Annotated in this window: 23 protein-coding genes; 10 read left to right on the forward strand and 13 right to left on the reverse strand. The window is 70.1% G+C overall.

All coding sequences use genetic code 11. From position 1 onward, the window contains the following. Positions 1-54: 54 nt before the first annotated feature. Both LUX31_RS11755 and glgB read left to right on the forward strand, forming a co-directional pair. Positions 55-1,506, forward strand: coding sequence for a maltokinase N-terminal cap-like domain-containing protein (locus LUX31_RS11755; RefSeq protein ID WP_235474728.1), 1,452 nt, complete (start codon positions 55-57; stop codon positions 1,504-1,506). A 57-nt stretch (positions 1,507-1,563) separates the two neighbouring features. Continuing rightward, positions 1,564-4,050: a 1,4-alpha-glucan branching enzyme gene (gene glgB / locus LUX31_RS11760; RefSeq protein ID WP_235474729.1), complete on the forward strand. Its 2,487-nt coding sequence runs from the start codon at positions 1,564-1,566 to the stop codon at positions 4,048-4,050. Positions 4,051-4,059: 9 nt separating this feature from the next. Here glgB and LUX31_RS11765 read toward each other — a convergent pair whose 3' ends face one another. The 9 genes from LUX31_RS11765 to LUX31_RS11805 all read right to left on the reverse strand — a co-directional run bounded on the left by LUX31_RS11765 (position 4,060) and on the right by LUX31_RS11805 (position 12,318). Further along, a complete protein-coding gene (locus LUX31_RS11765; protein WP_235479886.1) occupies positions 4,060-5,163 on the reverse strand; it encodes a sensor histidine kinase in 1,104 nt (367 codons plus the stop codon). Next, positions 5,156-5,869, reverse strand: coding sequence for a response regulator transcription factor (locus tag LUX31_RS11770; RefSeq protein ID WP_235474730.1), 714 nt, complete (start codon positions 5,867-5,869; stop codon positions 5,156-5,158). Before LUX31_RS11770 ends, LUX31_RS11765 begins: the two co-directional genes overlap by 8 nt. A gap of 9 nt (positions 5,870-5,878) precedes the next feature. After that, on the reverse strand, positions 5,879-6,568 hold the full coding sequence (locus LUX31_RS11775) for a VanZ family protein (protein WP_235474731.1): 690 nt from the start codon (positions 6,566-6,568) through the stop codon (positions 5,879-5,881). A gap of 90 nt (positions 6,569-6,658) precedes the next feature. Then, positions 6,659-8,074: a cytochrome P450 gene (locus LUX31_RS11780; protein WP_235474732.1), complete on the reverse strand. Its 1,416-nt coding sequence runs from the start codon at positions 8,072-8,074 to the stop codon at positions 6,659-6,661. A 91-nt stretch (positions 8,075-8,165) separates the two neighbouring features. Continuing rightward, entirely contained in the window at positions 8,166-10,454 is a 2,289-nt protein-coding gene (locus LUX31_RS11785) for a HelD family protein (protein ID WP_235479887.1), read from the reverse strand. Between the two features lie 127 nt (positions 10,455-10,581). Continuing rightward, a complete protein-coding gene (locus LUX31_RS11790; RefSeq protein ID WP_235474733.1) occupies positions 10,582-10,926 on the reverse strand; it encodes a hypothetical protein in 345 nt (114 codons plus the stop codon). A gap of 40 nt (positions 10,927-10,966) precedes the next feature. Further along, a complete protein-coding gene (locus LUX31_RS11795; protein ID WP_235479888.1) occupies positions 10,967-11,281 on the reverse strand; it encodes a thioredoxin family protein in 315 nt (104 codons plus the stop codon). Positions 11,282-11,295: 14 nt separating this feature from the next. Then, entirely contained in the window at positions 11,296-11,724 is a 429-nt protein-coding gene (locus LUX31_RS11800) for a MerR family transcriptional regulator (protein WP_235479889.1), read from the reverse strand. A 78-nt stretch (positions 11,725-11,802) separates the two neighbouring features. Beyond that, positions 11,803-12,318, reverse strand: coding sequence for an Lrp/AsnC family transcriptional regulator (locus tag LUX31_RS11805; RefSeq protein WP_443045948.1), 516 nt, complete (start codon positions 12,316-12,318; stop codon positions 11,803-11,805). A gap of 72 nt (positions 12,319-12,390) precedes the next feature. On the opposite strand from LUX31_RS11805, the gene LUX31_RS11810 reads away from it, so the two are divergent. Together LUX31_RS11810 and LUX31_RS11815 are read left to right on the forward strand one after the other, a co-directional pair. Next, positions 12,391-13,353, forward strand: coding sequence for an NAD-dependent epimerase/dehydratase family protein (locus tag LUX31_RS11810; RefSeq protein WP_235474734.1), 963 nt, complete (start codon positions 12,391-12,393; stop codon positions 13,351-13,353). Positions 13,354-13,362: 9 nt separating this feature from the next. Continuing rightward, the gene (locus LUX31_RS11815) at positions 13,363-13,863 is read left to right on the forward strand and encodes an ASCH domain-containing protein (RefSeq protein WP_235474735.1); all 501 of its coding nucleotides are present in this window, start codon (positions 13,363-13,365) and stop codon (positions 13,861-13,863) included. Here the strand turns inward: LUX31_RS11815 and LUX31_RS11820 are convergent, their stop codons facing one another. Next, entirely contained in the window at positions 13,864-15,270 is a 1,407-nt protein-coding gene (locus LUX31_RS11820) for an MFS transporter (RefSeq protein ID WP_235474736.1), read from the reverse strand. It lies immediately after the preceding gene. Positions 15,271-15,368: 98 nt separating this feature from the next. Between LUX31_RS11820 and LUX31_RS11825 the strand changes: the two genes are divergently transcribed. Next, positions 15,369-16,337: an Lrp/AsnC family transcriptional regulator gene (locus LUX31_RS11825; protein ID WP_235474737.1), complete on the forward strand. Its 969-nt coding sequence runs from the start codon at positions 15,369-15,371 to the stop codon at positions 16,335-16,337. A 30-nt stretch (positions 16,338-16,367) separates the two neighbouring features. On the opposite strand, the gene LUX31_RS11830 is transcribed toward LUX31_RS11825, so the two are convergent. Further along, positions 16,368-18,047 (reverse strand): MFS transporter, encoded by a 1,680-nt coding sequence (locus LUX31_RS11830; protein ID WP_235474738.1) that lies wholly within the window; start codon positions 18,045-18,047, stop codon positions 16,368-16,370. A gap of 112 nt (positions 18,048-18,159) precedes the next feature. Between LUX31_RS11830 and LUX31_RS11835 the strand changes: the two genes are divergently transcribed. After that, on the forward strand, positions 18,160-18,777 hold the full coding sequence (locus LUX31_RS11835) for a TetR/AcrR family transcriptional regulator (RefSeq protein ID WP_235474739.1): 618 nt from the start codon (positions 18,160-18,162) through the stop codon (positions 18,775-18,777). A gap of 539 nt (positions 18,778-19,316) precedes the next feature. Here the strand turns inward: LUX31_RS11835 and LUX31_RS11840 are convergent. After that, positions 19,317-20,753, reverse strand: a complete 1,437-nt coding sequence (locus LUX31_RS11840) for a cation:dicarboxylate symporter family transporter (RefSeq protein WP_443046052.1) — start codon at positions 20,751-20,753, stop codon at positions 19,317-19,319. Positions 20,754-20,969: 216 nt separating this feature from the next. On the opposite strand from LUX31_RS11840, the gene LUX31_RS11845 reads away from it, so the two are divergent. Together LUX31_RS11845 and LUX31_RS11850 are read left to right on the forward strand one after the other, a co-directional pair. Then, complete coding sequence (locus tag LUX31_RS11845) at positions 20,970-22,736, forward strand: sensor histidine kinase (protein ID WP_235474741.1); 1,767 nt, start codon at positions 20,970-20,972, stop codon at positions 22,734-22,736. Next, positions 22,733-23,449: a response regulator gene (locus LUX31_RS11850; RefSeq protein ID WP_235474742.1), complete on the forward strand. Its 717-nt coding sequence runs from the start codon at positions 22,733-22,735 to the stop codon at positions 23,447-23,449. Before LUX31_RS11845 ends, LUX31_RS11850 begins: the two co-directional genes overlap by 4 nt. A gap of 22 nt (positions 23,450-23,471) precedes the next feature. Here LUX31_RS11850 and LUX31_RS11855 read toward each other — a convergent pair whose 3' ends face one another. Next, positions 23,472-24,032: a hypothetical protein gene (locus LUX31_RS11855; protein ID WP_235474743.1), complete on the reverse strand. Its 561-nt coding sequence runs from the start codon at positions 24,030-24,032 to the stop codon at positions 23,472-23,474. 87 nt (positions 24,033-24,119) lie between these two features. Between LUX31_RS11855 and LUX31_RS11860 the strand changes: the two genes are divergently transcribed. Both LUX31_RS11860 and LUX31_RS11865 read left to right on the forward strand, forming a co-directional pair. Then, positions 24,120-25,520 carry an extracellular solute-binding protein gene (locus LUX31_RS11860; protein WP_443045949.1) on the forward strand — a complete coding sequence of 467 codons (1,401 nt, stop codon included), beginning with the start codon at positions 24,120-24,122 and terminating at the stop codon, positions 25,518-25,520. Beyond that, positions 25,517-26,395, forward strand: a complete 879-nt coding sequence (locus LUX31_RS11865) for a carbohydrate ABC transporter permease (protein WP_235474745.1) — start codon at positions 25,517-25,519, stop codon at positions 26,393-26,395. Before LUX31_RS11860 ends, LUX31_RS11865 begins: the two co-directional genes overlap by 4 nt.

Genomic DNA, 26,395 nt, shown 5'->3' on the forward strand with positions numbered 1-26,395 from the left:
CCCGCCCTGGGCACGCATCAGTCACACCCCGCCCCGGGGAAAGGACGCGACGCCATGTCGGAAGCCGCCACCCGCTCCGCCACGACAAGTCCCGACCTCCTCGCGTCCCTTGATCCACTGCTGCGGGAATGGCTGCCGAGACAGCGCTGGTTCGCCGGCAAAGGACGCCCGGTCACCGGGTTCTCCCTGGTGGCGGCCACCGAACTGCTGCCGGTCACGACACAGCTGGGCCTGTACCACCTCCTCGTACGCGCCCATCAGCCCGCGCTGCAAGGGCCCGGGGACTGCTACCAGCTCCTCATAGGCATACGCGAGGCGCTCCCGCCCCGGCTGGCGCCCGCGCTCATCGGCCATGTGGACCGGGGCCCGCTGACCGGACGCACGGTGTACGACGCCCTCTACGACGCCCGGCCCGCCGAAGTGCTCCTGGAGGCGATGCGCACCCGGGCCAGGATCGGCGCCCTGCGTTTCGACCGGGACGGGAGCGGGAGCGGCGAGGGCGGGACCGGGGACGACGGTGAGGGCGAGGGCGAGATACCGGTGGGGCTGGTGGCCCGGGTGGTCACCTCGGAGCAGTCCAACTCGTCGATCGTCTACGGAGATACGTTCATCCTGAAACTGCTCCGCCGGGTCGTACCGGGCGTCAACCCCGACCTGGAACTGCCGCTGGCGCTGGCCCGCGAGGGCTGCCCCCGGGTACCGGCCCCGGTGGCGTGGATACGCGCCGACGACCCCGAGGCGACCCAGACCCACCACGACATGGCCGCGAGCGCCGAGGACAGCTACGTACTCGGCGTCCTCCAGCCCTTCGTACGGGGTGCGGCCGACGGCTGGGAGCTGGCGTTGCGCGAGCTGGCCAAGGGGGAGGACTTCAGCGCGGAGGCGCGGGCGCTCGGGCGGGCCACCGCCGAGGTGCATCTGGCGCTCGCCCGCGCCCTGCCGACCGTGACCCTGGGGCACGCGCAGCTGCGTCCGCTGGTCGACGGCATGATCGAACGCCTGGACGCGGCGATCCAGGCGGTACCGGCGCTGCATCCGTACGGGCCCGGTCTGCGCTCGGCGTACGAGGCGCTGGCCGACCTCGCCGCCGAGGGCGAGACCTGGACGGCTCAGCGGATCCACGGCGATCTGCACCTCGGGCAGTGTCTGCGGTCGCCGTCCGGTCAGTGGTCGCTGATCGACTTCGAGGGCGAGCCGTCGAAGCCGCTCGCGGAACGGCGGCTGCCGCAGCCCCCGGCCCGGGACATCGCGGGCATGCTCCGCTCCTTCGACTACGCGGCCCACTCGCTCCGCCCCCACCTCCCCGGCTGGGCGGCGAAGTGCCGGGCCGCGTACTGCGCCGGGTACGCGGAGACCAGCGGCCGGGATCCGCGTACCGATCCGGTGCTGCTGCGGGCGTACGAGACGGACAAGGCGGTCTACGAGGTGGTGTACGAGGCACGGCACCGCCCCGACTGGCTGCCCGTGCCGATGTCGGCGGTACACCGGCTGGCCGCACCCGACTGACCTCCCGCCTCGCTCCCCGCCCCGCCCGTTCCACCTCATCCTCGGAGGCCCCCGCCCGTGACCCCGCGCCACCCGTCCAGCGGTCCCAAGAAGAAGACGTCCGCGAAGAAGGATCCCGAGAAGAAGAACGGGAAGACGAACGGGAAGACGAAGGCGGCGAAGAAGTTGGAGCAGAAAGAGTCGGCGCAGGAAAAGCCGGAGCAGAAGAGGCCGGAGCAGGAGAAGCCGGAGCAGGAGAAGTCCGCCCCGCAGCCGGTCGAGGCCGCTCCCGAGAGCCCTGCCTCCGCAAGCCCTGCTTCCGAGAGCCCCGCTCCTGAGAGCCCCGCCCCCGAGGACACCGTGGCCGTTGTTCCCCTCACCTCCCCGGCGATGGACGCCTCCGACCGCGAACGGCTGCTGGCCGGCACGCATCACGATCCGCACTCCGTCCTGGGCGCGCACGAGCTGCCGGGCGGGGTCGCTTTCCGGGTGCTGCGGCCGTACGCGCTGTCGGTGACCGTCGTGTCGGGGGATCTGCGGACCGAGCTGCACGACGACGGGGACGGTTTCTTCTCGGGTGCGCTGCCGCTGCGGGGCGTTCCGGAGTACCGGCTGGTCATCGCGTACGACGGCCAGGTGGTGGAGACGGAGGACGCGTACCGGCTGCTGCCCGCGCTGGGTGATCTGGACCTGCATCTGATCGGCGAGGGCCGGCACGAGGAGCTGTGGCGTGCCCTGGGCGCCGAGCCGATGACCCACCAGGGCGTCACCGGCACCCGGTTCACCGTGTGGGCGCCGAACGCGCGCGGGGTGCGGGTGACCGGGGGCTTCAACTTCTGGGACGGCACGGCGTATCCGATGCGTTCGCTGGGCGCGACCGGGGTCTGGGAGCTGTTCGTGCCGGGCATCGGCGAGGGCGAGCTGTACAAGTTCGAGATCACCCGCCCGGACGGTTCGAAGACACTGCGGGCGGACCCGATGGCCCGGCGGACCGAGGTGCCGCCCAACACGTCGTCCATCGTGCACAGTTCGCGCCATGAGTGGCAGGACGAGGAGTGGCTGGCCCGGCGGGCGGAGACCCCGGCCCACGAGGCGCCCTTCTCGATCTACGAGATTCATCTGGCGTCGTGGCGCCCTGGTCTGACGTACCGTCAACTCGCCGAGCAACTCCCCGCCTATGTACGGGACATGGGCTTCACGCATGTGGAGCTGATGCCGGTCGCTGAGCATCCCTTCGGGGGTTCATGGGGTTACCAGGTCACCGGGTTCTACGCGCCCACGGCTCGCCTCGGCACCCCGGACGACTTCAAGTACCTGGTGGACGCCCTTCACCAGGCCGGTATCGGCGTACTGATGGACTGGGTCCCCGCTCACTTCCCGCGCGACGACTGGGCGTTGGCCGAGTTCGACGGGCGCACGCTGTACGAGCACGAGGATCCGCTGCGTGCCGCCCACCCGGACTGGGGGACCCTGGAGTTCGACTACGGTCGGCGGGAGGTGCGCAACTTCCTTGTGGCGAACGCCCTTTACTGGTGCGAGGAGTTCCACATAGACGGGCTGCGCGTCGACGCGGTCGCCTCGATGCTCTACCTCGACTACTCGCGCGAGCCGGGCCAGTGGGTGCCGAACGAGCACGGCGGCCGGGAGAACCTGGACGCGGTCGCCTTCCTCCAGGAGATGAACGCGACGGTGTACCGGCGGGTGCCGGGCGTGGTGACGATCGCCGAGGAGTCCACGGCGTGGGACGGTGTCACCCGGGCCACGCACCACACCGGGCCCGGCGGTTTCGGCGGCCTCGGCTTCGGGCTGAAGTGGAACATGGGCTGGATGCACGACTCGCTCGGCTACGTCCAGCACGACCCGGTCCACCGCAAGCACCACCACCACGAGATGACGTTCTCCATGGTGTACGCGTACAGCGAGAACTACGTCCTGCCGATCTCGCACGACGAGGTGGTCCACGGCAAGGGCTCTCTGGTGTCGAAGATGCCGGGCGACTGGTGGCAGCAACGGGCCAACGAGCGGGCGTACCTGGCCTTCATGTGGTCGCACCCTGGCAAGCAACTCCTCTTCATGGGCCAGGAGTTCGCCCAGGGCGCCGAGTGGTCGGAGGCGCACGGCCCCGACTGGTGGCTGCTGGATCCGGCGTACGGCGCGGAGCCGGACCACAGGGGTGTACGGGACCTGGTGCGCGACCTGAACACGGTGTACCGGGACACCCCGGCGCTCTGGCAGCAGGACACGCTGCCGTCGGGCTTCGAGTGGCTGGTCGGGGACGCGGCGGAGGACAACGTCTTCGCCTTCGTCCGCTACGACGCGGAGGGCACCCCGCTGATCTCGATCAGCAACTTCTCGCCGGTCGTCCGCCACGACTACCGCATCGGCGTCCCGGACACGGTCCCTGCCTGGCACGAGGCCCTGAACACGGACGCGTCCCGCTACGGCGGCGCCGACATCCACAACCCCGCCCCGCTGAAACCGGACCCTCAGCCCTGGCACGGCCGCGCGACCAGCATCCATGTGACGCTGCCGCCGCTGGCGACGGTGTGGCTGCGGCCGGCGTAACAGCAGTTGCTAGGGCGGCGGGCCAGGGAGCCTGACCGTGACGACGAGACCGCCGGTGGGGCGGCTGGCGAGGTCGAGGGTGCCGTCGTGGGCGCGGACGATGCTGTGCACGATGGCCAGGCCGAGGCCGGCGCCGGCGTGTTCGTCGGTGCGTACGCGTTCCGTTCCGCGCTGGAAGGGTTCGGTGAGGGTCGGTACCAGTTCCGGGGGCAGCTGAGGGCCCGTGTTCTCGACGCGCAGGACGCTCGTGTCGCCGTACGCCTCGGTGTGGACCGTCACGGTGCCGCCGTCGGGGAGGTTGTGGACGACGGCGTTCTGGACGAGGTTCGTCACCATCCGCAGCAGGAGTTCCGCGGAGCCGCTGGTCCCGGCCGCCCCGCCGGTGACGTCGAGGGTGATCCGGCGCCGTTCGGCGAGCGGAAGCAGCGTTTCGGCGGCCTCTTCGGCGAGGAGGGAGAGGTCGACGCGCTCGCGGGTGAAGTCGCCGCGGTCGCCGCGGCTGAGCAGCAGAAGGGCCTCGGTGAGGTCGATCGCCCGTGCGTTGACTGCGTGCAGGCGCTCGACGAGTTCGCCCCGGTCGCGTGTGGGGTCCTTGCGGGCGACGTCGAGGAGTGTCCGTGAGATGGCCAGCGGGGTGCGCAGTTCGTGGGAGGCGTTCGCGGCGAACCGCTGCTGCTCGGCGACATGGGACTCCAGTCGTTCGAGCATCGAGTCGAACGTGTCGGAGAGTTCACGGAACTCGTCCTGGCGGCCCTTCATCCCGATCCGGTGGGCCAGCGACCCGCTCCCGGCCATCCGTGCCGCGTCGGTGATCCGGGTGAGGGGTGCGAGCATCCGGCCGGCGAGGATCCACCCTCCTACGAGGCCGATCACCAGCAGGATCACCAGCACTGCGGCCGCCCTCGGGGCGAAGACGCGCAGGAGGTTGGACCGGACGGGAAACACATCAGTGGGGACGCCGGTGGAACCGGGGACGATGAGCGCGCGCTCGGGGACGTACCGCAGGAGGAACACCCACACCGCCGCGAGCAGCAGGGCGCCGGCGAGCATGAGGAATCCGGCGTAGCTGAGGGTGAGCTTGGCGCGGCCGCTCAGCCCGGACGCTCTATCCACGGTCTCCACCGTCTCCACGGTCTCCTCCCTCGGGCCCGGCCTCCGGTGGTGTGTCGATGCGATAGCCGACGCCGGGCACCGTGGCGATGATCCAGGGTTCGCCGAGTCGTTTGCGCAGTGCGGAGACGGTGATGCGCACGGCATTGGTGAGGGGGTCGGCGTTCTCGTCCCAGGCCCGTTCCAGCAGCTCTTCGGCGCTGACGACCCCGCCCTCGGCGGCGACGAGGACTTCGAGGACGGCGAACTGCTTACGGGTCAGCGCGACATAGCGTCCGTCGCGGAAGACCTCCCGGCGGAAGGGATCGAGCCGCAGGCCCGCGATCTCGCGGACCGGGGGCCGGGCGTACGCGCGCCTGCGGTCCAGCGCCCGCAGCCGGAGAACCAGTTCCCGCAGCTCGAAGGGTTTGGTGAGGTAGTCGTCGGCGCCGAGTTCGAACCCGGAGGCCTTGTCGTCGATCCGGTCGGCGGCGGTGAGCATGAGGATCGGGATGCCGCTGCCGGAGGCGACGATGCGCCGGGCGACCTCGTCGCCGGAGGGGCCGGGGATGTCACGGTCGAGGACCGCGAGATCGTAGGAGTTGACGCTGAGCAGTTCCAGGGCGGTGTCACCGTCACCGGCGATGTCGGCGGCGATCGCCTCAAGGCGCAGACCGTCCCGGACGGCTTCGGCCAGATAGGGCTCGTCCTCCACGATCAGTACGCGCATACCCGAAGCCTAGGCAGCGCACGATATCGCCGGCGTATGCGCGGTACGAGTACGCCACCAGCGGCGCGACGCCAGCCCGGCCAGTACGGCGCCGGTGGCGTTGACCAGGACGTCGTCCACGGAGGACACGCGGTCGAGCTGAAAGACGTACTGCGCGGTCTCGACCAGGACCGAGCAGCCCGCCCCGAGCGCCAGGACGCGCGGCACGGACGCCAGGGCAGCGAACCGCATCGGGGCGAAGAACCCCAGGGACGCGAAGACCAGCAGGTTGCCGGCGATCCCGAGCGGCCCCATCGTGACCAGGTCCCGCAGGGGTACGAGGCTCACCCGGGCGGGGGCGGTGCCAGGCTCGCTGCCCGGCATCAGGGTCATCCAGACGAACGGCAGCGTCCCGTGGACCATGCCCACCTCGGCCAGCGACAGCCGCCACGCCGAAGCGACCCCGGCGGCACGCCGACGGTACGCCAGAGCCGACGCCACCAGCACCGCCAACGGCAGCAGGACCACCGTCATGAGCACCACACCGTTGAACGTGTCGTAGCAGCCGTGCCACCGCCCGGCCATGCACCTCGGTGCGGCCATCATGAGCGGCCCCTGCACGACGTACGCGGCGCCCGCCAGGCCGAGAACCGCGAGGCCGAGGAGCACGATCCGGCGTGTGCGGTGGGGCGGTGCCGGCAGAGACGCGTTGGAGTCCATACCTCCATGGGAAACGGAGGGCCGTTGCGGTGGCGTATCCGGTTTCCGATACGCCGGCGATACGCGGCCCCGCGGGCGTGGGCATGGGCGTCAGCGCCCGCCGAACATCAGCCTCCGCAGCGCCCCCAACAACCCCTTCACCTGCCGGTCTCCATCGGAGACCACCGACTCCCCCACTGCCTCTGCCTCTGCCTCTCCCCGCGGCCCGCCAACTCCCCTTCCCACACCACCGCTCAACTCATACCGAACGGGCAGCACCCGCAGCCCTCGCACCACCGGCCCCGACCGCCACGGCAACTGGTCGGCGGGCAGGGTCAGTTCGGCCTTGGCCAGGTGGTCGAAGATGCGTCCCACGGCCGTGGTCACGATCATTCCGCCCAACTCCCGTGCCGCACTGGGACATTGGTGCGGCCCGGCGCCCCACCCCAGATGCGCCCTCGTGCTGACCGTCGAACCGACCATGTGGGACGCCCCGATCGCGATCAGATCCCGGTGCGCCGCTGCCGCCGACGGCAGGACGGCGTCCCCGCCCCGGATCCAGAAGTTCCCCAACAGCACATCCCTGGCCGCGAACCGGAAGCACATGTTGGCGACCGGTGGATTCACCAGCGCCGCCCGGTTGACGGTCTCCCCGAGCTGCCCGGCCGACAGACTGCGCCGCACGGTCGCGTTCCCGCGCAGCACCTCCAACAGCGTGTTGAGCACCATGTTCCCGGTGATGTCGTTGAGGTACACGGCGTTCATGAACAGCTCGCGCCCCAACTGCTCGTCCGACAGCTTCGGGTCGGCGAGCAGCATGTACGACGTCAGGTCGTCCCCGGGCCGCGCGCGCCGGTGCGCGGCCAGCCGGGTCATCGCGGCCAGCGCCCGCCCGGTCGCCGGGCCCGCGTCCGGCCCGCCGTCGAGCATCCGCCAGAGGTCCATGACGAGTTCGTCGCCCAGCTCGACCGGGCACCCGAACAGTTTCGTCGTCACCATCAGCAGCAACGGCCGCGTGTACTGGGCGCCCAGGTCGGCGAACCCGGCCGTGCCCGACTCAGCCGCCAGCATCCCGATCAGCTCGTCGGCGTACCGCGCGACCGTCGCCCGCAGCTCCCAGCCCTGCGGGCTGTGCCCGTCCTGGAACGGCCGCATCGCCGCATGGTGGGTGTGGCGGGCGGCGAGGTGCTCCTCGTCGTCCATGAACATGGTCTGCCGTACCTCGTACCCCGCGAGCAGCGGCCAGTCCGGGGGCAGTTGGTGCTGTGCCCGGGCCCGCCAGTACCGCACGTCCCGCCGCCAGACGCTCTCGTTCCGCAGTACCTCCAGCACCTCGCGGTAGTCGAGAACCAGCCACACCGGTACGCCCATCAGACCCACCGGCGCCACGGGTCCGTAGGTGCGCCGCAGTCGCGCGTACACGCCGCCCGGGTCGGCGTCGAACTCCGACGTCAACAGCGGTTCCACAGGCAACGACTCGAGCACCGGGCTGTCGGCCGGCGCGGTCGCGAAGGGATGGGCTTCCATACCGCCACGCATACCGCACCGGCCGTACACGAGCGGTGACCATGGCGCGAACTGTTACGTCTTGGTGACCCTTGGTACACGGAACTCGCCGTCACGGCACAGAAACAGACAGCGACACCGGCAACTCCCCCCGATACAGCACACCCACCCGCTGAGTGGCCCGGGTCAGCGCCACATACAGGTCACTCGTGCCGAACTCCCCCGGCTCCACCACCAGCACGGAGTCGAATTCCAACCCCTTTGCCTGCCGGGGATCGAGCAGCACGACACCTCGCGTCAGATCGGGCTCGGCCCCCGCCTCGACGCCGTCCAGTCGCGCGGCCAGCTCCTCGTGCAGCGCGCGCGGAGCGATGACGGCGAGCCGCCCCTCGACGGGCGCCAACTCCCCGACGGCCTTCTCCACGGAAGCAGCAAGGTCGCCACCTTCAACGGCCCGCACCCACGGCCGCACTCCGGTCGACCGTACGGAGGTCGGCGGCACGAAGTCCGGCCGTTCCGCCCGCACCACGGCTGCCGCTACGTCCATGATCTCGGCCGGGGTCCGGTAGTTGACGCCCAGCCGGGCGTGCTCCCAGCGGTCCTGGACGTACGGCGCGAGGATGTCCGCCCAGGCCCCGACGCCGCCCGGTTCGGCGGTCTGCGCGGGATCGCCGACCAGGGTCATGGAGCGGGTAGGGCTGCGCCGCATAAGCAGCCGCCACGCCATCGGCGACAACTCCTGTGCCTCGTCGACGATGATGTGCCCGAACGCCCAGGTGCGGTCGGCGGCGGCCCGTTCGGCGGCGCTCCGAAGGTCGTCCTCCTCGTGCCGCTCGGCGAAGCGCTCGGCGTCGATGATGTCGTGCGCGGAGAGGACTTCGGAGTCCTCCGCGTCGAGGTCCTCGAACTCATAGGTACGGGAAGCGTAGGAGACATCCAACACACCCTGCGCGTAGGCGACTTGACTACTCCGCTCGCGCTCCGCCCGAGCCCGGGACACCCGGTCGTCCTCGCCGAGCAGCTCGGCGGCCTCGTCGAGGAGCGGTACGTCGGCGGTCGTCCAGGCCCGGGTGACGGGCCGCCGGATGGCATCGGCGTCGGCGGCGGACACGTACCCCTCGGGAGCGGCGAGAAAGTCGGCGACCAGTCGCCGGGGCGTGACACGCGGCCACAACTGCTCGATGGCGGCCCAGACTTCACGGTTCTCGGCGAGGTCGTCGCGGATCTGGGTGATGTCGCTGGGGTCGAGAAGGTTGCTGCCGTCGTATGGATCGGTGCCGATGCGCTCCGCGACCATCTCGGTGAGCGTGTTGAGGATGTGCCCTTCGAAATGCTCGCGCGCGACGTTGTGCGGCAGCTTCGCCTCACGCGTCCGCTCCCGCGCAACTCCCACGAGCCCGGCGTCGAGCATGAGGATGTCCCGGTCGTGCTCGATCGCGATGACGGGGTCGGGCAGCCGCTGCCAGTCCCGTACGACGGCTGCCAGCACGTCGGCCATCTCGGCGCGCCCCTTGACGACGGCGGCGCGGGCGGAGTCGACGCCAGCGGCTTTCACTCCCGGGAACAACTCCCCAACGGTAGCGAGCAGCACCCCGGTCTCACCGAGGGAGGGCAGCACCTCGCCGATGTAGCCGAGGAAGGCGGGGTTGGGCCCGACGATCAACACGGCACGTTTGGCGAGGAGTTCGCGGTGCTCGTAGAGCAGATAGGCGGCGCGGTGGAGCGCGACGGCGGTCTTACCGGTGCCAGGACCACCCTCCACCACCAGCACGCCCCGATGAGGGGCGCGGATGATCTCGTCCTGCTCGGCCTGGATGGTCTGCACGATGTCGTTCATCCGGCCGGTACGGGCGGAGTCGAGCGCGGCGAGCAGCACGGCGTCGCCGGAGGGGTCCTCGTAGCCGGTGCGGGTGTCGTCGCCGAGGTCGAGGATCTCGTCGTGCAGGCCGGTGACGCGGCGCCCGTCGGTGCTGATGTGCCGGCGCCGGCGCAGCCCCATCGTGGTGTGCCCGGTGGCGAGATAGAAGGGCCGGGCCACCTCGGCCCGCCAGTCGATGAGCAGCGGGGTGCGTTCGGCGTCGTCGGCGCGCAGTCCGATACGGCCGATGTGGTGGGTGATGCCGGAGGTGAGATCGATCCGCCCGAAACAGAGCGACCCGTCGACGGCGTTCAGCGCGGCCAGCAGCCCCGACCGCTCGGCGACGAGCACGTCCCGTTCGAGCCGGGCCTGCATCGGCGTACTGCCCTGCGCGAGCGCGTCCGTGACGGAGTGCTCGGTGTCGCCGCGCAGAACGTCGACGCGGGCGTAGAGCCCGTCGACGAATTCCTGCTCACTCCGCAATTCATCGTGAGTTGATTCCGTGTTTGCGCCCCTGTTTGACAATTCCGCTCCCGCTCGGATATACTCTGCTCATTGAACTTCTCCGCGAACTCGATCGAATCAACCCGATAAAGTCGCGAACCATTGAATATACGCAAAGAAATCCCCCGAGCGCAATCGCTCGGGGGATTTCTTGTGTTTCCGGGGCTCAGCGGAACTCGTGGACCACCTGGATCTCGCCGACGATGTGGGCGTTGAACTCGTCCAGCTCCTCGGCAGGCACCCACAGTTCGAGGATCGTCCGCCCACCCGCCTGCTGGACGGGGAACCGGCTCACGTACGCCGAGTCGACCTCGAACCGCGTCACGAAGCCGGCGCCGTCGTGCTTGACGTTCCAGTCCCGCGCGATGCTGATCGCGTACTCCTCGTTGAGGACCGGGTAGAAGATCGGCTGCTCGGGCAGCCGCGGCGGCCAGGCACGCCAGTCCAGCTCGCGGACGAGGTCCAGTTCCTTGGGGCCGGTCGGCCGCCACAGGGTCGTGGTCATGGGCATGGGAGTTGCTCTCTGCCAGGTCGGTGCGTGTCGAAGTACGTCAGAGTACGTCGGCCAGCTCCTCCAGCAACCTTCTTTTCGGGCGGGCGCCCACCATCGACCGGACCGGCTCCCCGGCCCGGAAGACCATGAACGTCGGCATGGAGAGGACCCGGTAGGCGTTGGTCGTCAGCGGGTTCATGTCCACGTTCAGCTGGACCACCTTCAGGCGGTCCGGCTCCTCCGCCGCCAGCGCGCTCAGTACCGGGGCCATCTGGCGGCACGGTGGGCACCAGTCCGCCGTGAACTCGACCAGGACCGGCAGGTCCGCGCCGAGCACCTCCTTCTCGAAGTCCGCGTCCGTCACCTCGGGCACGCCCGTCGTCTTGGTCATCGTGTTCGTCCTCCCCACTCGCATGCCGGTTCCGGGCCGCCCGGAACCGTCGCCTCGGCCGCCAGTTCGTCTCGCGCTCGCTCGGCCCGCGTCAGCTGTTCGCCGACCTTCGCCCGGACCGACTGCAACTCGCCGATCAGCGCGTCGAGTTCGTCCAGCTTGCGGCGGTAGACGGCGAGCGACGCCGGGCAGGAGTCGCCCTCCGGGTGGCCCGCCCGCAGACAGTCCACGAAGGGCCGCGTCTCCTCCAGGTCGAACCCGAAGTCCTGGAGCGTCCGGATCTGCCGGAGCAGCTTCAGGTCGCCCTCGTCGTAGGCGCGGTAGCCGTTGTCCGTGCGCCGCGCGGGCAGCAGCCCCCGTGACTCGTAGTACCGCAGGGTCCGTGTGGTGGTCCCGGCCCGCGCCGCCAGCTCCCCGATTCGCATGCCGATTCGCATACGTACGAACGTAGTCCTTGACGCCGACGTCAAGGCAAGGCCGCCTCCCGCAGGGACCTCACGGCCTCATCCCGGTGGCAGCAGCGGCTTTCGCTCCACCGGGGACGACAGGACTATCGACGTCGTCGTCCGGCCCAGCGCCGACGTCTGTTCCAGGACATCCTCCAGATGCGCCGTGTTCTCGACGGCCACCTTGAGGATCCAGCAGTCCTCGCCGACCACGTGATGCACCTCGATGATCTCGGGGCGGGCGAGCAGCTCCAGGGTCCTGGGGTGTTTGAGGGTGTAGCCGCCGTGCGGGTCGACGCGGATGAAGGCCTGGATGCCGTAGCCGAGGCGTGCGGGGTCGACATGGGCGCCGTATCCCGTGATCGCGCCCGCCGACTCCAGCCGGCGTACGCGCTCCGTGACCGCCGCCGGGCTCAGCCGTACCCTCCGGCCCAGCTCGCTCAGCTTGATCCGGCCGTCGGTCTGGAGGAGTTCCAGGATCTGCCGGTCCAGGGCGTCGAAGGCCACCGACGTTTCGCTGGCGGCGGGCCGCCACTGCCGTGGTTCTTTCGGTGCTTCGGCCGGATGTCCCATTACTTCCCCTTCAGAACTGGCTGGTGCGCCAGGAGAATTATGATCGCAAGGTCCGCTACGGGGAGGAACATCATGTGCGACGTATTGGTCATCGGCGGCAATCGCTATTTCGGAAAGCGGCTCGTCGACCGGCTGATCGCGGCCGGAGACCGGGTCACCGTTCTCAACCGGGGTTCCGCTTCCCCGCCCACCGGCGCAATTCACGTAGTCGCCGACCGCGACGACGAAGCCGCCCTGAATTCCGCTCTCGGTGACCGTACCTTCGATGCCGTCGTCGACCAGGTCTGCTACACACCCCGCCAGGCGGCGATCGCCCGGCGCGTCTTCGCCGACGGCCGCACCCGCCGCTATGTGATGACGTCCACGATCGAGGTGTACGAGTACGAGGACTCCCTCGTCTACGAGGATGCCGTCGTCCCCGTGCGCGAGGACGCCGTCGATCCGCGTACCGTCCCCGTCGACCTCGAACTCCCCTGGGACCGGGCGGAGTTCCGCGACACGCACTACGGCGAGGGCAAGCGCCAGGCCGAGGCGGTCTTCGCGGCCGACGCCGACGGTACGGAGTCCCCGTACACCTGGACCTCCGTGCGCGTCGCCCATGTCCTGGGCGGGAACGACGACTTCACCGGCCGGCTCGACCACTACGCCACCCGCATCCGGGCCGGCGCCCCGATCGCCGTACCGACCGAGAACCGGCCCGCGACCTACATCCACGTCGAGGAGATCGCCGACTTCATGCTCTGGGCGGTGGGCCAGGACTTCACCGGGCCGGTGAACGCGGCGTCCCACGGCCTGCTGACCACTGAGGAATTGTGCGCGGCCGTTGCCCAGTACATCCCGAGCGGCAGGACCGTCTTCCAGAACGTGGACGTAGGCGAGATCTCCCCGTTCTCCTTCGCCCGCTCGTACGGCATGGACAATTCCCGTGCCACCGAACTCGGATTCACTTTCGGCCACGTACAGGAATGGCTGCCCCGGGCGATCGCCGAGACGCTGGGCCCCGATGCGGACTCCGGCTCGGAGAAGACCACCTAGCGTGATCCCATGACCCCCATGACACAGGCGCGGCCCGACGATCCCTCGCGCCTGCCCAGAGCCGAGTTCGCCTTCCCCGGCCCGCTGCGCGACCAGCTCGTCGCCGCGATCCTCGACGGTTCCAAGACGTCGACGACCGGGCTCGTCGTCGACTACGAACACGACGGCGAGCCCCTGCCGGAGGTCGGCGGCCGCTCGGTGGTCGTCGACTCCGCCGACCGGCCCGTCGGCATCATCGAGGTCACCGGCGTACGGGTCGTCCCGCTGGCCGACGTGGACCTCGCCCACGCACTCGACGAGGGCGAGGGCTACGCCGACGTGGCCGCCTGGCGTGCCGGTCACGAACGGTTCTGGCACAGCGACGGGGTGCGGGCGGCCCTGGACGACCCCGGGTTCACGGTGGACGACTCGACGATGGCGGTGCTGGAACGCTTCCGGCTGGTGGCGGACCTGCGGCCGGGGCCGGGGCCGGGGCCGGGTCCCGGTCCGGGCACGGGCCCGGCTGTCTGATCAGGCAGCCGGGCCCGTACTCGTACCAGCACCCGTACTCCTCACCAGGCGTACGGCGGCGACCCCGGTGAGAGCCAGCAGCCCGATCGCCGTCCCGAACGCCGCCTCCGCCCCGCCCAGCACCGTCCCCGCCCGCAGGAACACCCCGCCGAGCAGGGCCACTCCGAGCGTGCCGCCCAACTGCTGTACGGCGTTGAGGAGTCCGGAGGCCGAGCCCGTCTCGTGCGGGCGCACCCGGTGCAGGGCGGCGGTGAAGAACGGGACGACGAAAAGTCCCTGGCCCACTCCGCAGACGGCCAACGCGAGGAGCAGCGGCCATGGGTAACGGGCCCCGGAGGCGGGGGAATTGGCGTACGCGGCGATGGCCGCCACCGCGCCCGCCCCGAGGGTGCCCAGGCCGGCGTACATCACCCGCGCCCCGTAACGCGGGACGAGCCGCCCGCCCGCCACCAACGACGACACGGCCATCGCGGCGGACCACGGTACGAGGGACAGCCCGGCCGCCAACACCCCTATATGGGCCCCGAGTTGGAGTTGCAGCACGACGACCAGCAGCAGGCCGTTGACGGTGGCGAAGAAGAGCAGCGAGCAGACGAGGGCGGCCGGGAAGCCCCGGTTGCCGAGGAGCAGGCTCGGCTCGACGAGCGGGCTGCGTGAGCGACGGGCGCGGCGGCGCTGGTGCAGGACGAAGACACCGAACAGTACGGCCGAGGGGGCGAGCCAGGGCCAACTGCTGCTGGTGATCAGGGGATACGTCAGGAGACCGACGGCCCCGCTCACCAGTGCGGTCCCGGTGAGGTCGAGACGAGGGCGGGCGGCGGAACAGTCTTCGGGGAGGAGCCGGGCGGCGGCCAGGACGGCGAGGCCCAGCGGGACGTTCACGAGGAACGCCGCCCGCCAGGACCCGGCGTGCGTGAGCACCCCGCCCAGCACCGGCCCGCACACCGCCGCCAGGCCCATCACCGGCCCGATGCTGCCCATCGCGCGGGCAAGTCCGTCGCCGTCGTACATGGCCCGGATCAGCCCGACCGTCTGTGGTACGACCAGTGCCGCCGCGGCACCCTGTACGGCCCGCGCGGCGATCAGCGCACCGGCCGAGGGGGCCGCCGCGCAGACCAGCGAGGCGAGCACGAAGCCCGCGACGCCGATCCGGAAGATCCGCCGCCGCCCGGCGATGTCACCGAGCCGCCCGCCCGTGATCAGCAGCACGGCGAAGGGCAGGGTGTAGGCGGCGCCGTACCACTGGATGTCCGAGACCGGCCCGCCGAGTCCGGCGTGGATCGCGGGCGCGGCGACGGTCGTGATCGTGGCGTCGAGGAGGTTCATGGCCTCGGCGATGAGGAGGACGACGAGGCCGGCGTGGGAGCGGGGGTGGGTCTGCGTGTGGGTGTTCGTGTCGGTCGGCATGGGGAGGAGAGTGCGCGCAGACAGCACGCGGCTTCCACCACCCGCCCCTAGACTGATGATTTCGTCCATATACAGCCCGCCGCACAAGGATTTCATCCATGCTCGATGCGATCGACCGGGGCCTGGTGCACGCCCTGCACATCGACGGGCGGGCTCCCTTCGCCCGTATCGGTGCCGTGCTCGGGGTCTCCGCGCAGACGGCCGCCCGACGCTACCGGCGGCTGCGCGCCGAGGCCGGCCTGCGGGTGGTCGGGCTGGCCTCGCCGGGACACGCGGGGCAGGTCCAGTGGTTGCTGCGGCTGACTGCGGTGCCGCACAGCGCGCAGGACCTGGCCCGCGCACTGGCCCACCGACCGGACACCTCGTGGGTACGGCTGGCGTCGGGCGGTACGGAGATCCTGGCCGTGGTCCGGACCCCTCTGGACGTCTCGGACGGCCACGCCCTCCTGCTCCACGACATCCCGCGCACGGCCGGGATCACGTCGGTGTCGGCCCACAGTCTGCTGCACACGTATGTCGGCGGGCCGACGACCTGGGGTGGGCGGACGAACGTGCTGACGGAAGATCAGGTACGTGGCCTGCGACCGGAGGAAACCGAGTCGGCAGTGCCGTCCAGCCCCCTGACCGAAGCCGACCGCACCCTCCTCGACGCGCTCGCGCACGACGGCCGGGCGAGCGTCGCCTCACTCGCGACCGCCACCGGCTGGTCACCGGCGACTGTTGCCCGGCGGTTGACGGAACTCCGCTCCTCCGGGGCGCTGTTCTTCGACATCGACCTGAACGACAGTGTGCTGGGGGCGACTTCGCAGGCGCTGTTGTGGATGTCGGTGGCTCCGGCGGAGTTGGATCGCGTGGCGCGGGCACTGGCCGGGCATGGTGAGTTGGCGTTCGTCGCGGCGACGACCGGGGCGACGAATCTGGTGGCTCAGGCGGTGTGTGCGGGTCCGGCGGCGCTGCACACGTATCTGACGCGGCGCCTTTCCCAGCTGCCCGGCATCCACACGCTGGAGACGGCACCGGTACTCCGCACGGTCAAGGCGGCAGGTCCGTTGACCCGCCGCCCCTGAGTTTCTCGCCCCCGCCCCACCAAGCTCGCCTCACCGCCCCGCGCCCACCAGCTCAGCCCCCTCAGCCACTTCCTCCTCCGCCCCCTCCGAACCACTCCCCTTTCCCGGCAGCAGGAAAGCAACCAGCACCGTCCCCACCCCCAGAATCACCGCCCCGATCAGACTCGTGTACGCCACCGCATCCGCGAAGGAGGACCCGACCGCGTCCGCCATCTGACGTGCCCCCTGGGCAAGTTGGGTGGCCTGTGCCTTCAACTCGGCCGCCTGTTCAGGCGTCCCCGCACTCGCCGCCCGCCCCGCGACCTGCTGAGCCTGCTCACCGATCGCCTGGGCCACCTGATACCCCGCACCCACCGAATCCTGCGCCTGCTCAAGTGCACTCGCCGACAGCTTGCTGCCAGCCGTCGCATCGGTCAGATGAGAGGCGTACGACGTCGAGAGCAGCGAGCCGAGGACCGCGATGCCGAGCGAACCGCCCAGCTCCAGCGAGGTGTCGTTCACCGCACCGCCGACGCCCAGTTGGGACTCGGGGAAAGCCCCCATGATCGCGTCCGTGCACGGGGAGAGGGCGAGGCCGATCGCGAGGCCGAGGATGACGAGAGGCGCGACGAAATCCCCGTACGACGAACCGGAGTCGACCTGCGAGAGCAGTGCGAGGGCAGCCGTACCGCCGACCATGCCCGCCGTGACCGTGATCCTCATGCCGATACGCGGGGTGAGGTAACCGGTGAGCGCCGAGCCTACGAAGACCGCGCCCGCGAGGGGCAGCATGCGCAGCCCGGTGTCCAGGGCGTCGTAGCCGAGGACGAACTGGAGGTGCTGGGTGAGGTAGTAGAACGCTCCGAAGACCGCCAGGAAGAAGAGAGCGACCGCGAGGTTCGAGCCCGCGAACCGGCGCTGGGTGAAGCGGCGTACGTCGAGGACGGGGCGCGGGTGGCGCAGCTCCCAGACCACGAAGAGGACCAGGCCGAGCCCCGCCGCCACCGCCGCCGTGATCGCCTTGACGCCCCACCCGAAGTGCGGCCCCTCGATGATCATGTACACGAGCGCGGCGATCCACACCACCGACAGCAGCCCGCCGACGTAGTCGATCCGGTCCTGGTGGCCGGCCTTGGACGGCGGTACGAGGACGAAGGCGCCGACGATGGCGAGCACGACGATCGGCACGTTGATCAGGAACGTCGACGCCCAGCCGTGGTTCTCCAGCAGCGCACCCGCGACCAGCGGCCCGGCCGCGATGGCGAGTCCGGCGGTGGCGGTCCACAGGGTGATCGCCTTGGCACGTTCGGCGCGCGGGAAGGTCGCGGCGAGGAGGGAGAGCGTCGCGGGCATGATCAGCGCGGCGCCGACCCCCATGACGGCACGGGCCGCGATGACCCCGGTGCCGCTGTCGACCAGCGACCCGGCGACCGCCCCTCCCCCGAAGACGACCAGGCCGAGCACGAGCGCCCCGCGCCGGCTGTACTTGTCGCCGATCGCGCCGAGCAGCAGCATCAGGGCCGCGTACGGGACGGTGTAACCGTCTATGACCCACTGGAGGTCGGCGCTGGAGAGGCCCAGGTCCTGGGTCATGTCGGGCGCGGCGACGGTGAGGGCGGTGTTCGCCATCACGATCATCAGCAGGCTGAGGCAGAGCACGAGGAGCGCCCACCAGCGCCGGGCGTAGGGGCGGTCCATCTTTTCGACGGGTTCCGACATGACAAGTCGCATGGCTGCGGGGTCACCTTCCTCGATCATTTTGCACACCACCGTGCAGTTGCACGACAGTGTGCAATTTACTCGGATGCACAGCGCTGTGCAAATAAAAGGAAGGGGAGGCACAATGTCAGCCATGACCACGGGCACCAGCAGCCGCGCCGACGCCAACCGCCACCGCATACTCGACGTCGCCCTCGCCGAGCTGTTGCGCGACCCCGACGCCTCGATGGACCAGATCGCGCGCGCCGCAGGTGTCGTACGACGGACCGTGTACGGGCATTTCCCCAGCCGGGAGGCGCTGATCAGCACGCTGCTCGACGGCGCGGTCGAGGCGGTGGCCGCCGCGCACGCCGAGGGTCGCGCGGGTGCCAAGGATCCGGCGGAGTGCGTGGCCCGGACCACACTCGCCGTCTGGCAGGTCGCCGACCGCTACCGGATACTCGTCGGGCTCGCCCAGCGCAGCGTCACCGTGCAGGGCATCCGCGACCGGTTCACCCCGGTCCGCGAGGCCTGTGTCGAGGTGCTCCGGCAGGGGCTGGAGGAGGGCGCGTTCAGCTCACCGCTGCCGGCGCCGGCACTGGCGTACGTGCATGAGCAGATGCTGTTCGCGCTGATGGAAGCGGTGAACGACGGGCTCCTGGCCCCGGAGGAGGCGGGCCGCTCCGCCGCGGTCACCCTGCTGACGACCGCGGGCGTACCCGCCTCGCGGGCCACGGCGCTGGTGGCCGAGCTGAGCGACTGAGGCGACGGTCGTCCGCCGTACCGGTGCTGATACTGGTGCTGGTGCTGGTGCCGGAAACAGAAATGGCCGAGCGGCCAGGCTTCGGGGGAGTGCCTGGCCGCTCGGCGTTTTTCGGGATCCCGGGACTCCGGCGGACCTGCCGGGTGCCCCGGGCCGGCCGGCCGGACTACGGGGGAGTGTCCGGCCGTCCGGAGATGGCTTGCGGGTATGTCGTCGCTCTCGGCGATCTGGGTGATCTCAGCGATCTCGGCGCAGTTGGTCGGCCGCGATGCATGCCGGCCCGAGACCGGTGTCCCGGGGAGCAGGCGCACGTACTGGCCCACGGGCCGCAACCGATCACTTGCTGTTCAGTTCGGATCAGCTTCGGTCGGTCGACGATCAGTCGTCGGTCGAGCGAGGGGAACGGCGTCCGTGTCGGCACCGGGCTGGTGCGCCGACCGGGCGGCTGAGAGACGGGGGAGAATCTCAGCCGCCCGGAGTCAACGGACCCGAGTCGACGGGCCGGAGTCGACGGGCGGGTGAGGCGGCCTGGCGGCCGGTCAGGCCTTGGCCAGTTCCTTCTCGCCGCCCTGCTCGGGGACGTCCGCGGAGGCGGAGTCGGTGTCGTCCTCCGGGTGGAAGCCGTCGTGCTCGTCGATGAGCGTCTTCTCGTCGAACGGGTGCCGGCCGCCGAGGACCTCCGCGACGCGCTCCTTGTCGATCTCGTTGGTCCAGGTGCCGATCAGGACCGTGGCGACCGCGTTGCCCGCGAAGTTCGTGAGGGCGCGGGCCTCGCTCATGAAGCGGTCGATGCCGACGATCAGGCCGAGGCCGTCCACCAGGGCGGGCTTGTGCGACTGGAGGCCGCCGGCCAGGGTCGCGAGACCGGCGCCGGTGACACCCGCCGCGCCCTTCGAGGCGACGAGCAGGAAGAGCAGCAGCGGGATCTGCTCGCTGACCGACATCGGCGTACCCATGGCGTCGGCGATGAAGAGGGACGCCATGGTCATGTAGATCATGGTGCCGTCGAGGTTGAACGAGTAGCCGGTCGGGACGGTGATACCGACGACCGGCTTGCTGACGCCCAGGTGTTCCATCTTCGCGATGAGGCGCGGCAGCGCCGACTCGGAGGACGAGGTGGAGAGGATCAGCAGGAACTCGCGGCCCAGGTACTTGAAGAGCGAGAGGACGTTGAGGCCCGTGAAGATCTTCAGCAGCGCACCGAGCACGAGGAAGACGAAGAGGAAACAGGTGAGGTAGAAGGACAGCATCAGGACGGCGAGCTGCTTGAGCGCGTCGACACCGGCGGACCCGGTCACCGCGGCCATGGCACCGAACGCGCCGACGGGCGCGGCCCACATGACCATGCCGAGGATGCGGAAGACGAGCCGCTGGATGTGCTCGACACCGCGCAGGATCGGCGCACCGGTCGAGCCCATGGCCTGGATCGCGAACCCGGCGAGCAGCGCGATGAGCAGCGTCTGGAGGACCTCGCCGCCGGTGAAGGCGGAGACGAACGTGGTCGGGATGATCCCGAGGAGGAACTCCGTGGTGTCCTTGGCCTCGGCCGAGACCTGCGCCTGGCCGGTCTCCTTGACGGCGTCGGTCAGCGCGAGGCCGGTGCCCGGCTCGATGAGGTTGCCGACGACCAGGCCGATGCCCAGCGCGACGAACGACATGACCACGAAGTAGCCGAGCGCGATGCCGCCTACCTTGCCGACCTTCGCTGCCTTCCGTACCGAGCCGATGCCGAGCACGATCGTGCAGAAGATGATCGGGGAGATCATCATCTTGATCAGGTTGACGAAGCCGGTTCCGATCGGCTTCAGCTCCACGGCGAAGTCGGGGGCGATCAGACCCACGGCGATACCGGCGGCCACCGCGGCGATGACCGCGATGTAGAGGTAGTGGGTACGGTCCCGCTTCGCGGCGGGTGCGGCAGGTGCCGTTGGGGATGAGGTGGCCACGGCTGCCCTCCTTGACGTCGTCGTCGGCATCACCGGCGTGCGGCTCACGTCCGGGGGATGGGGAGAAAGTTGTGCTGGGGATGTGCTGCGGATCAGGTGGTGCGTCGGGGTCGCGGACGGCGACCGAAAACGGACCAAGACCCGCCAACCGCGTCCCTGCGATGCGGTGACTATCTAACGGCTTGTGAGGGCGGTCACCCTTCCGTTCATTTAGTTCACACTTATAAGGAGAGGCAGACTGACAGCATGCGTTTCCCCCGCGTTCCCGGACCCCGCAGCCTGGCCGGCCAGCTCTTCGCGATGCAGGCCGTGCTGATAGCTGTCCTGGTGGCTGGATACGCGCTGTTCACGTACGTCAGTGACCGCAGCCAGGCCGAGGACGCGGCGGGCCGCCAGGCGATGGCCGTCGCACGTTCGGTCGCGGACGCCCCCTCGGTGCGCGAGGCGATCCGGACCGCTCCGAAGCCGACGACGCTCCTCCAGCCGTACGCCCTCCAGGTGCAGCGCGACACGGACGTCGACTTCGTCACGATCATGAACCCCGAGGGCATCCGCTGGACCCACCCCGACCCGGACCAGATCGGTCAGCGCTTCCTCGGGCACCGGGAGCGCGCGCTGCGCGGCGAGTCGTTCACGGAGACGTTCTCCGGGACGCTCGGCCCGTCCGTCCGCGCGGTCACTCCGATCCACGACGGCGACCGGATCGTCGGGCTGGTCAGCGCGGGTATCCGGGTCGAGGAGATCAGCGCCCGGGTCCAGGACCAGGTCACGGCGCTGTTCGGGGTCGCGGCGGGCGCGCTGGCGCTGGGCGCGGTGGGCACGTACGTCATCAACGCGCGCCTGCGCCGCCATACGCACGGGATGAACGCGGCCGAGCTGAGCCGTATGCACGACTACCACCAGGCCGCCCTGCACGCCGTACGCGAGGGGCTGCTGATGCTGGACGGGCAGTACAGGGTGGCGCTGATGAACGACGGCGGCCGGGAGCTGCTGGGCGTCCTGGACGAGGACGAGGGGGAGGTCGTCGGCCGGTCCGTGGCCGAGCTGAGGCTGCCCGCGCCGCTGACGGGCGCGCTGCTGTCGGCCGAGCCGCGCGTGGACGAGGTGCATCTGACGGCGGACCGCGTGCTGGTCGTCAACACGTCGCCGGTATCGAGCGGCGAGCGCAGAGGTACGGTGGTGACGCTGCGCGATGTGACGGAACTCCAGTCCCTGATGGGCGAGTTGGACTCCGAGCGGGGCTTCACCCAGGCGCTGCGCTCGCAGGCGCACGAGGCGGCGAACCGGCTCCACACGGTCGTGTCATTGATCGAGCTGGACCGGGCGGAGGAGGCCGTGGACTTCGCGACCGCCGAACTGGAACTGGCCCAGGCCCTCACCGACCAGGTGGTCGCGGCGGTCAGCGAGCCGGTCCTTGCCGCGCTGCTGCTCGGCAAGACGGCGCAGGCGAACGAGCGGGGCGTGGAGCTGGTGGTGTCGGAGGACAGCAGCCTCGACGACGGCCTCCTCCCCGACACGCTCCCCTCCCGCGACCTGGTCACCATCCTCGGCAACCTCATCGACAACGCGGTGGACGCGGCCCAGGGCGGCGGAGAGGCGGGCCTGGGCGCGTCGCGGGTGACGGTGACGGCCCTCACGGAGGACTCCCTGCTGGTCCTGCGCGTCTCGGACACGGGCGCGGGCGTCGACCCGGCCCACACGGAGGCGGTCTTCCAGCGGGGCTTCACGACCAAGCCGGCGGGGCCGGGCGGACGTGGTCTGGGTCTGGCGCTCGTACGGCAGGCAGTGGCCCGGCACGAGGGGACGCTGACGGTGTCGGAGGCGGCGGGAGGAGGGGCGGAGTTCGAGGTGCGGCTGCCGTTGCCTAAGGTTGCGGCGCCGACGGGGGCCGCCGGGGCCGCCGGGGCCAGTGAGCCCGCCCGACCCGCTCAGCCCGCCGAACCGACCGGACCCGGCCCCGGACCCGCACTCGCCCAGCCCGCCGAGCCCGCCTTGCCTGGAGGGGACGTATGACCGACCCCAGAGACACGAAGCACAGAGATACGACGACCGACCCGATCCGCGTTCTCGTCGTGGAGGACGACCCGGTCGCCGCCGACGCGCACGTCATGTACGTGGGCCGGGTGCCCGGGTTCACGGCCGTCGGCAAGGCGCACACGGGCGCGGAGGCCCGACGCGCGCTGGACCGTACGGCGGTGGACCTGCTCCTCCTCGACCTGCACCTGCCGGACGGGCACGGGCTGCAGCTGGCCCGCTCGCTCCGGGCGGCCGGCTATCACGCGGACGTCATCGCGGTGACGTCGGCGCGGGACCTGGCGGTGGTCCGGGAGGGGGTCTCACTGGGCGTCGTCCAATACGTACTGAAGCCCTTCACCTTCGCCACCCTCCGGGACCGGCTCGTCCGGTACGCCGAGTACCACGCGGCGGCGGGCGAGGCGAGCGGCCAGGACGAGGTCGACCGCGCCCTGGCGAGCCTGCGCGCACCGGGCCCCGCCGCCCTCCCCAAGGGCCTGAGCGCCCCCACCCTGGAACGCGTCACGCTGACCCTCCGGGCCAGCACCGAGGGACTCACGGCGGCCGGGGTCGCCGAGGAGGTCGGCATCTCGCGCATCACGGCCCGGCGTTACCTGGAACACCTGGTGGACGCGGGACGGGCGGCAAGGGCCCCGCAGTACGGGCAGGTGGGGCGGCCGGAGTTGCAGTACCGGTGGGTGCGGGGGCAGTAGGCCGGCCAAAGGGCTACGGGGCTCAGGTGCCAGGGCGTGAGTAGATGACGATCTGGGCGGCGAGCCCGGCGACGCCGATCGCCTCGGCGACGGAGAGCACGAGGAGTCCGGTACTGATGTCGCCGGCGCCCCAGTAGACGGTGAGCCCGGCGAGCGGGACGACACAGAAGGCGAGCAGATCCACGGCGAGTTGGACGGCCTTGCGGGAGCGGCGCCGGGCGTCGGAGCGATGGGCGGACTCCCAGCCGAAAGCCCCCTGCTCCGGGGCGAGTTGGGCGAGGAGACCGAGCCGGGGCCCCAACTCCTCCCTCACATACGTACCGATCGCGGAGATCTTCTGGTCGTTGATGAGGTAGGTCCAGCCGAGGACGACGCACACGGGCGGGAGGGCGAGCAGCATGACGGGCTGCTCGGCCTGCGCGGTGGCCGCGAGGACGGCGGCGACGACGGTGAGGGTGACGTAGAGAAGGTTGTCCCGGAAGCCGATACGGGTCTTCTGCTCGTCCTTGAGGACCGTGTACTCGGCGAGCAGAAGCTGCCCGAGAGTGACACCTGCTCCAGGTGACTCCGGAGACTCAGGCACGCTTCTTCCTTCCCATGGCCCTGTGGGCTTACGTTCACCGAGCAGCCATACAGGCTTTCAGGCCAGTAGTCAGGCCAGTAGGAGGTCGTGCTCGTGCGCCCCACCGCAGCCCGCACAACTACCCCATTGTCCCTGCTCGTTGCCGCCGCCCTCACCATCGCCGCCGGTTCCCTGACGGCCTGCGGCGGAAGCTCCGGCAGCGATCCGGACACGGTGAGGATCTCCTTCAAGCAGTCGACGGACAACTCCGTCAAGGTGATGGACACGTATCTCGCGGACATCAAGAGGCAGTTCGAGAAGGCCAACCCCGGCAAGAAGGCGGAGCTGGTCCCGATCAAGGCGCCGGACTCGGAGTACTACACCAAGGTCCAGCAGATGCTCCGCTCCCCCAAGACGGCCCCCGACCTGGTCTACGAGGACACGTTCCTCATCAACTCCGACATCACCAGCGGGTACTTGAAGCCCCTGGACTCCTACCTCGCCAAGTGGCCGGACTGGAACCAGTTCATCGACACGGCGAAGACGGCGGCGAAGGCGGAGGACGGCAAGACGTACGGCATCCCGGACGGCACGGACACGAGGGGCCTGTGGTTCGACAAGGCGATCTTCAAGAAAGCGGGCCTGCCTGAGGCCTGGCAGCCGAAGACATGGGAGGAGGTCCTGTCGGCGGCCCGCAAGATCAAGGAGAAAGTGCCGGACGTCATCCCCCTGAACGTCTACACGGGCAAGCCGGCGGGCGAGGCGGCGACGATGCAGGGCTTCGAGATGCTGCTGTACGGCACGGGGAGCGAGGGCGGTTCGGACCCCCTGTACGACGGCTCGTCGAAGAAGTGGATCGCGGGGAGCCAGGCCTTCAAGGACGCGCTGACATTCGTCGAGACGGTGTACGAGGAGAAGCTGGGCCCGGACGTGTCGGACGCGTTGGACCCGAACATCTCGACCCGCGTCCGGGGCGAATGGCTCCCCCAGGGCAAGCTGGGCATCAACCTCGACGGCTCCTGGCTCCCGCAGGACTGGCTGCCGGGCAGCGGTCACGAATGGCCGGAGTGGTCGACGAAGCTGGGCCTGGCGGCGATGCCGACACAGATGGGCCAGGCGCCGGGCAAGGTGAGCATGTCGGGCGGCTGGACCTGGGCGATCCCGTCGAAGGCGGCCAACCCGGACCTGGCCTTCGAGTTCATCAAGACGATGCAGACGAAGGCGAACGCCCAGAAGTGGTACGTGGCCAACTCGGGCATAGCGGTGCGGAAGGACGTGGCGGCGGACCCCGCCTACGTCGGCGCCCAGCCCGGCATCAAGTTCTTCACGGACCTGGTGGCGAACACGCACTACCGCCCGGCGTATCCGGCGTACCCGAAGGTCTCGACGGCCATCCAGGAGGCGATGGAGGGCGTGACGACGGGCGACGCGTCGGTGGAGGAGGCGGCGAGCGCGTACGACGAGGCGCTGAAGTCGGCGACGGGCGACCAGGTAGTAGAGAAGCGGTGAGTGCACCTGGACGTTCCCTGCCCCGAACGCTGACTCGGGCACTTCCGGTCACTCCGGCGGTGGTCCTGCTGCTCCTCTTCCTCGCGGGCCCGATCGCGTACTGCGCCTACATCGCGTTCACAGACCTCCAGTTGACGGGCCAGGCGGAGTCGTCGTTCGTGGGCTTCGAGAACTTCCGTACGGCGTTCAAGGACGAGGCGTTCATCAACGCGGTATGGCTGACGCTGGTGTTCACGGTCCTGTCGTCGCTGGTGGGCCAGAACACGCTGGGGCTGGGGCTGGCGGCGCTGATGCAGCGGGCGTCGAAGCCGGTACGGACGTTGGTGGGCGGGATCGTGATCACGGCGTGGGTGCTGCCGGAGGTGGTGGCGGGTTTCTTGCTGTACGCCTTCTTCAGGCGGGAGGGCACCCTGAACGCGATCCTGGACTGGCTCCATCTCCCGTCCCAGAACTGGCTGTTCACGCTGCCGATCCTGGCGGTGTCGTTCGCGAACGTGTGGCGGGGTACGGCGTTCTCGATGCTGGTTTACTCGGCGGCGCTGAACGAGATCCCGAAGGAGATCACGGAGGCGGCGGAGGTGGACGGGGCGGGTGGTTGGCGCCGGATGTGGCACATCACGCTGCCGATGATCCGCCGCTCGATCGGCACGAACCTGATGCTGAACACGCTGCAGACGCTTTCGGTGTTCGGCCTGATCTGGGTGATGACGAGGGGTGGGCCGGGGAATCGAAGTCAGACGCTGCCGTTGTTCATGTACGAACAGGCCTTCCAGAAAAGCATGATCGGGTACGGGACGGCGGTGGCGCTGCTGTTGCTGGTGGTGGGCTCGCTGTTCTCGGTGGTGTACATGCGGCTGCTGCGGACGGAGGTGTGA

This window comes from Streptomyces sp. GQFP (assembly GCF_021545335.1).
Classification (GTDB): Bacteria; Actinomycetota; Actinomycetes; order Streptomycetales; family Streptomycetaceae; genus Streptomyces.

What these genes read in the sequence shown, in the direction of transcription:
- LUX31_RS11850 (WP_235474742.1), top strand. Translation starts at nt 22,733, where the DNA reads ATGACCGACCCCAGAGACACGAAGCACAGAGATACGACGACCGACCCG.
- LUX31_RS11770 (WP_235474730.1), bottom strand. Translation starts at nt 5,869, where the DNA reads ATGCGCGTACTGATCGTGGAGGACGAGCCCTATCTGGCCGAAGCCGTC.
- LUX31_RS11755 (WP_235474728.1), top strand. Translation starts at nt 55, where the DNA reads ATGTCGGAAGCCGCCACCCGCTCCGCCACGACAAGTCCCGACCTCCTC.
- LUX31_RS11825 (WP_235474737.1), top strand. Translation starts at nt 15,369, where the DNA reads ATGCTCGATGCGATCGACCGGGGCCTGGTGCACGCCCTGCACATCGAC.
- LUX31_RS11820 (WP_235474736.1), bottom strand. Translation starts at nt 15,270, where the DNA reads ATGCCGACCGACACGAACACCCACACGCAGACCCACCCCCGCTCCCAC.
- LUX31_RS11775 (WP_235474731.1), bottom strand. Translation starts at nt 6,568, where the DNA reads ATGGACTCCAACGCGTCTCTGCCGGCACCGCCCCACCGCACACGCCGG.
- LUX31_RS11815 (WP_235474735.1), top strand. Translation starts at nt 13,363, where the DNA reads ATGACCCCCATGACACAGGCGCGGCCCGACGATCCCTCGCGCCTGCCC.
- LUX31_RS11810 (WP_235474734.1), top strand. Translation starts at nt 12,391, where the DNA reads ATGTGCGACGTATTGGTCATCGGCGGCAATCGCTATTTCGGAAAGCGG.
- LUX31_RS11780 (WP_235474732.1), bottom strand. Translation starts at nt 8,074, where the DNA reads ATGGAAGCCCATCCCTTCGCGACCGCGCCGGCCGACAGCCCGGTGCTC.
- LUX31_RS11805 (WP_443045948.1), bottom strand. Translation starts at nt 12,318, where the DNA reads ATGGGACATCCGGCCGAAGCACCGAAAGAACCACGGCAGTGGCGGCCC.
- LUX31_RS11830 (WP_235474738.1), bottom strand. Translation starts at nt 18,047, where the DNA reads ATGCGACTTGTCATGTCGGAACCCGTCGAAAAGATGGACCGCCCCTAC.
- LUX31_RS11835 (WP_235474739.1), top strand. Translation starts at nt 18,160, where the DNA reads ATGTCAGCCATGACCACGGGCACCAGCAGCCGCGCCGACGCCAACCGC.
- LUX31_RS11840 (WP_443046052.1), bottom strand. Translation starts at nt 20,753, where the DNA reads ATGCCGACGACGACGTCAAGGAGGGCAGCCGTGGCCACCTCATCCCCA.
- LUX31_RS11790 (WP_235474733.1), bottom strand. Translation starts at nt 10,926, where the DNA reads ATGCCCATGACCACGACCCTGTGGCGGCCGACCGGCCCCAAGGAACTG.
- LUX31_RS11800 (WP_235479889.1), bottom strand. Translation starts at nt 11,724, where the DNA reads ATGCGAATCGGGGAGCTGGCGGCGCGGGCCGGGACCACCACACGGACC.
- LUX31_RS11845 (WP_235474741.1), top strand. Translation starts at nt 20,970, where the DNA reads ATGCGTTTCCCCCGCGTTCCCGGACCCCGCAGCCTGGCCGGCCAGCTC.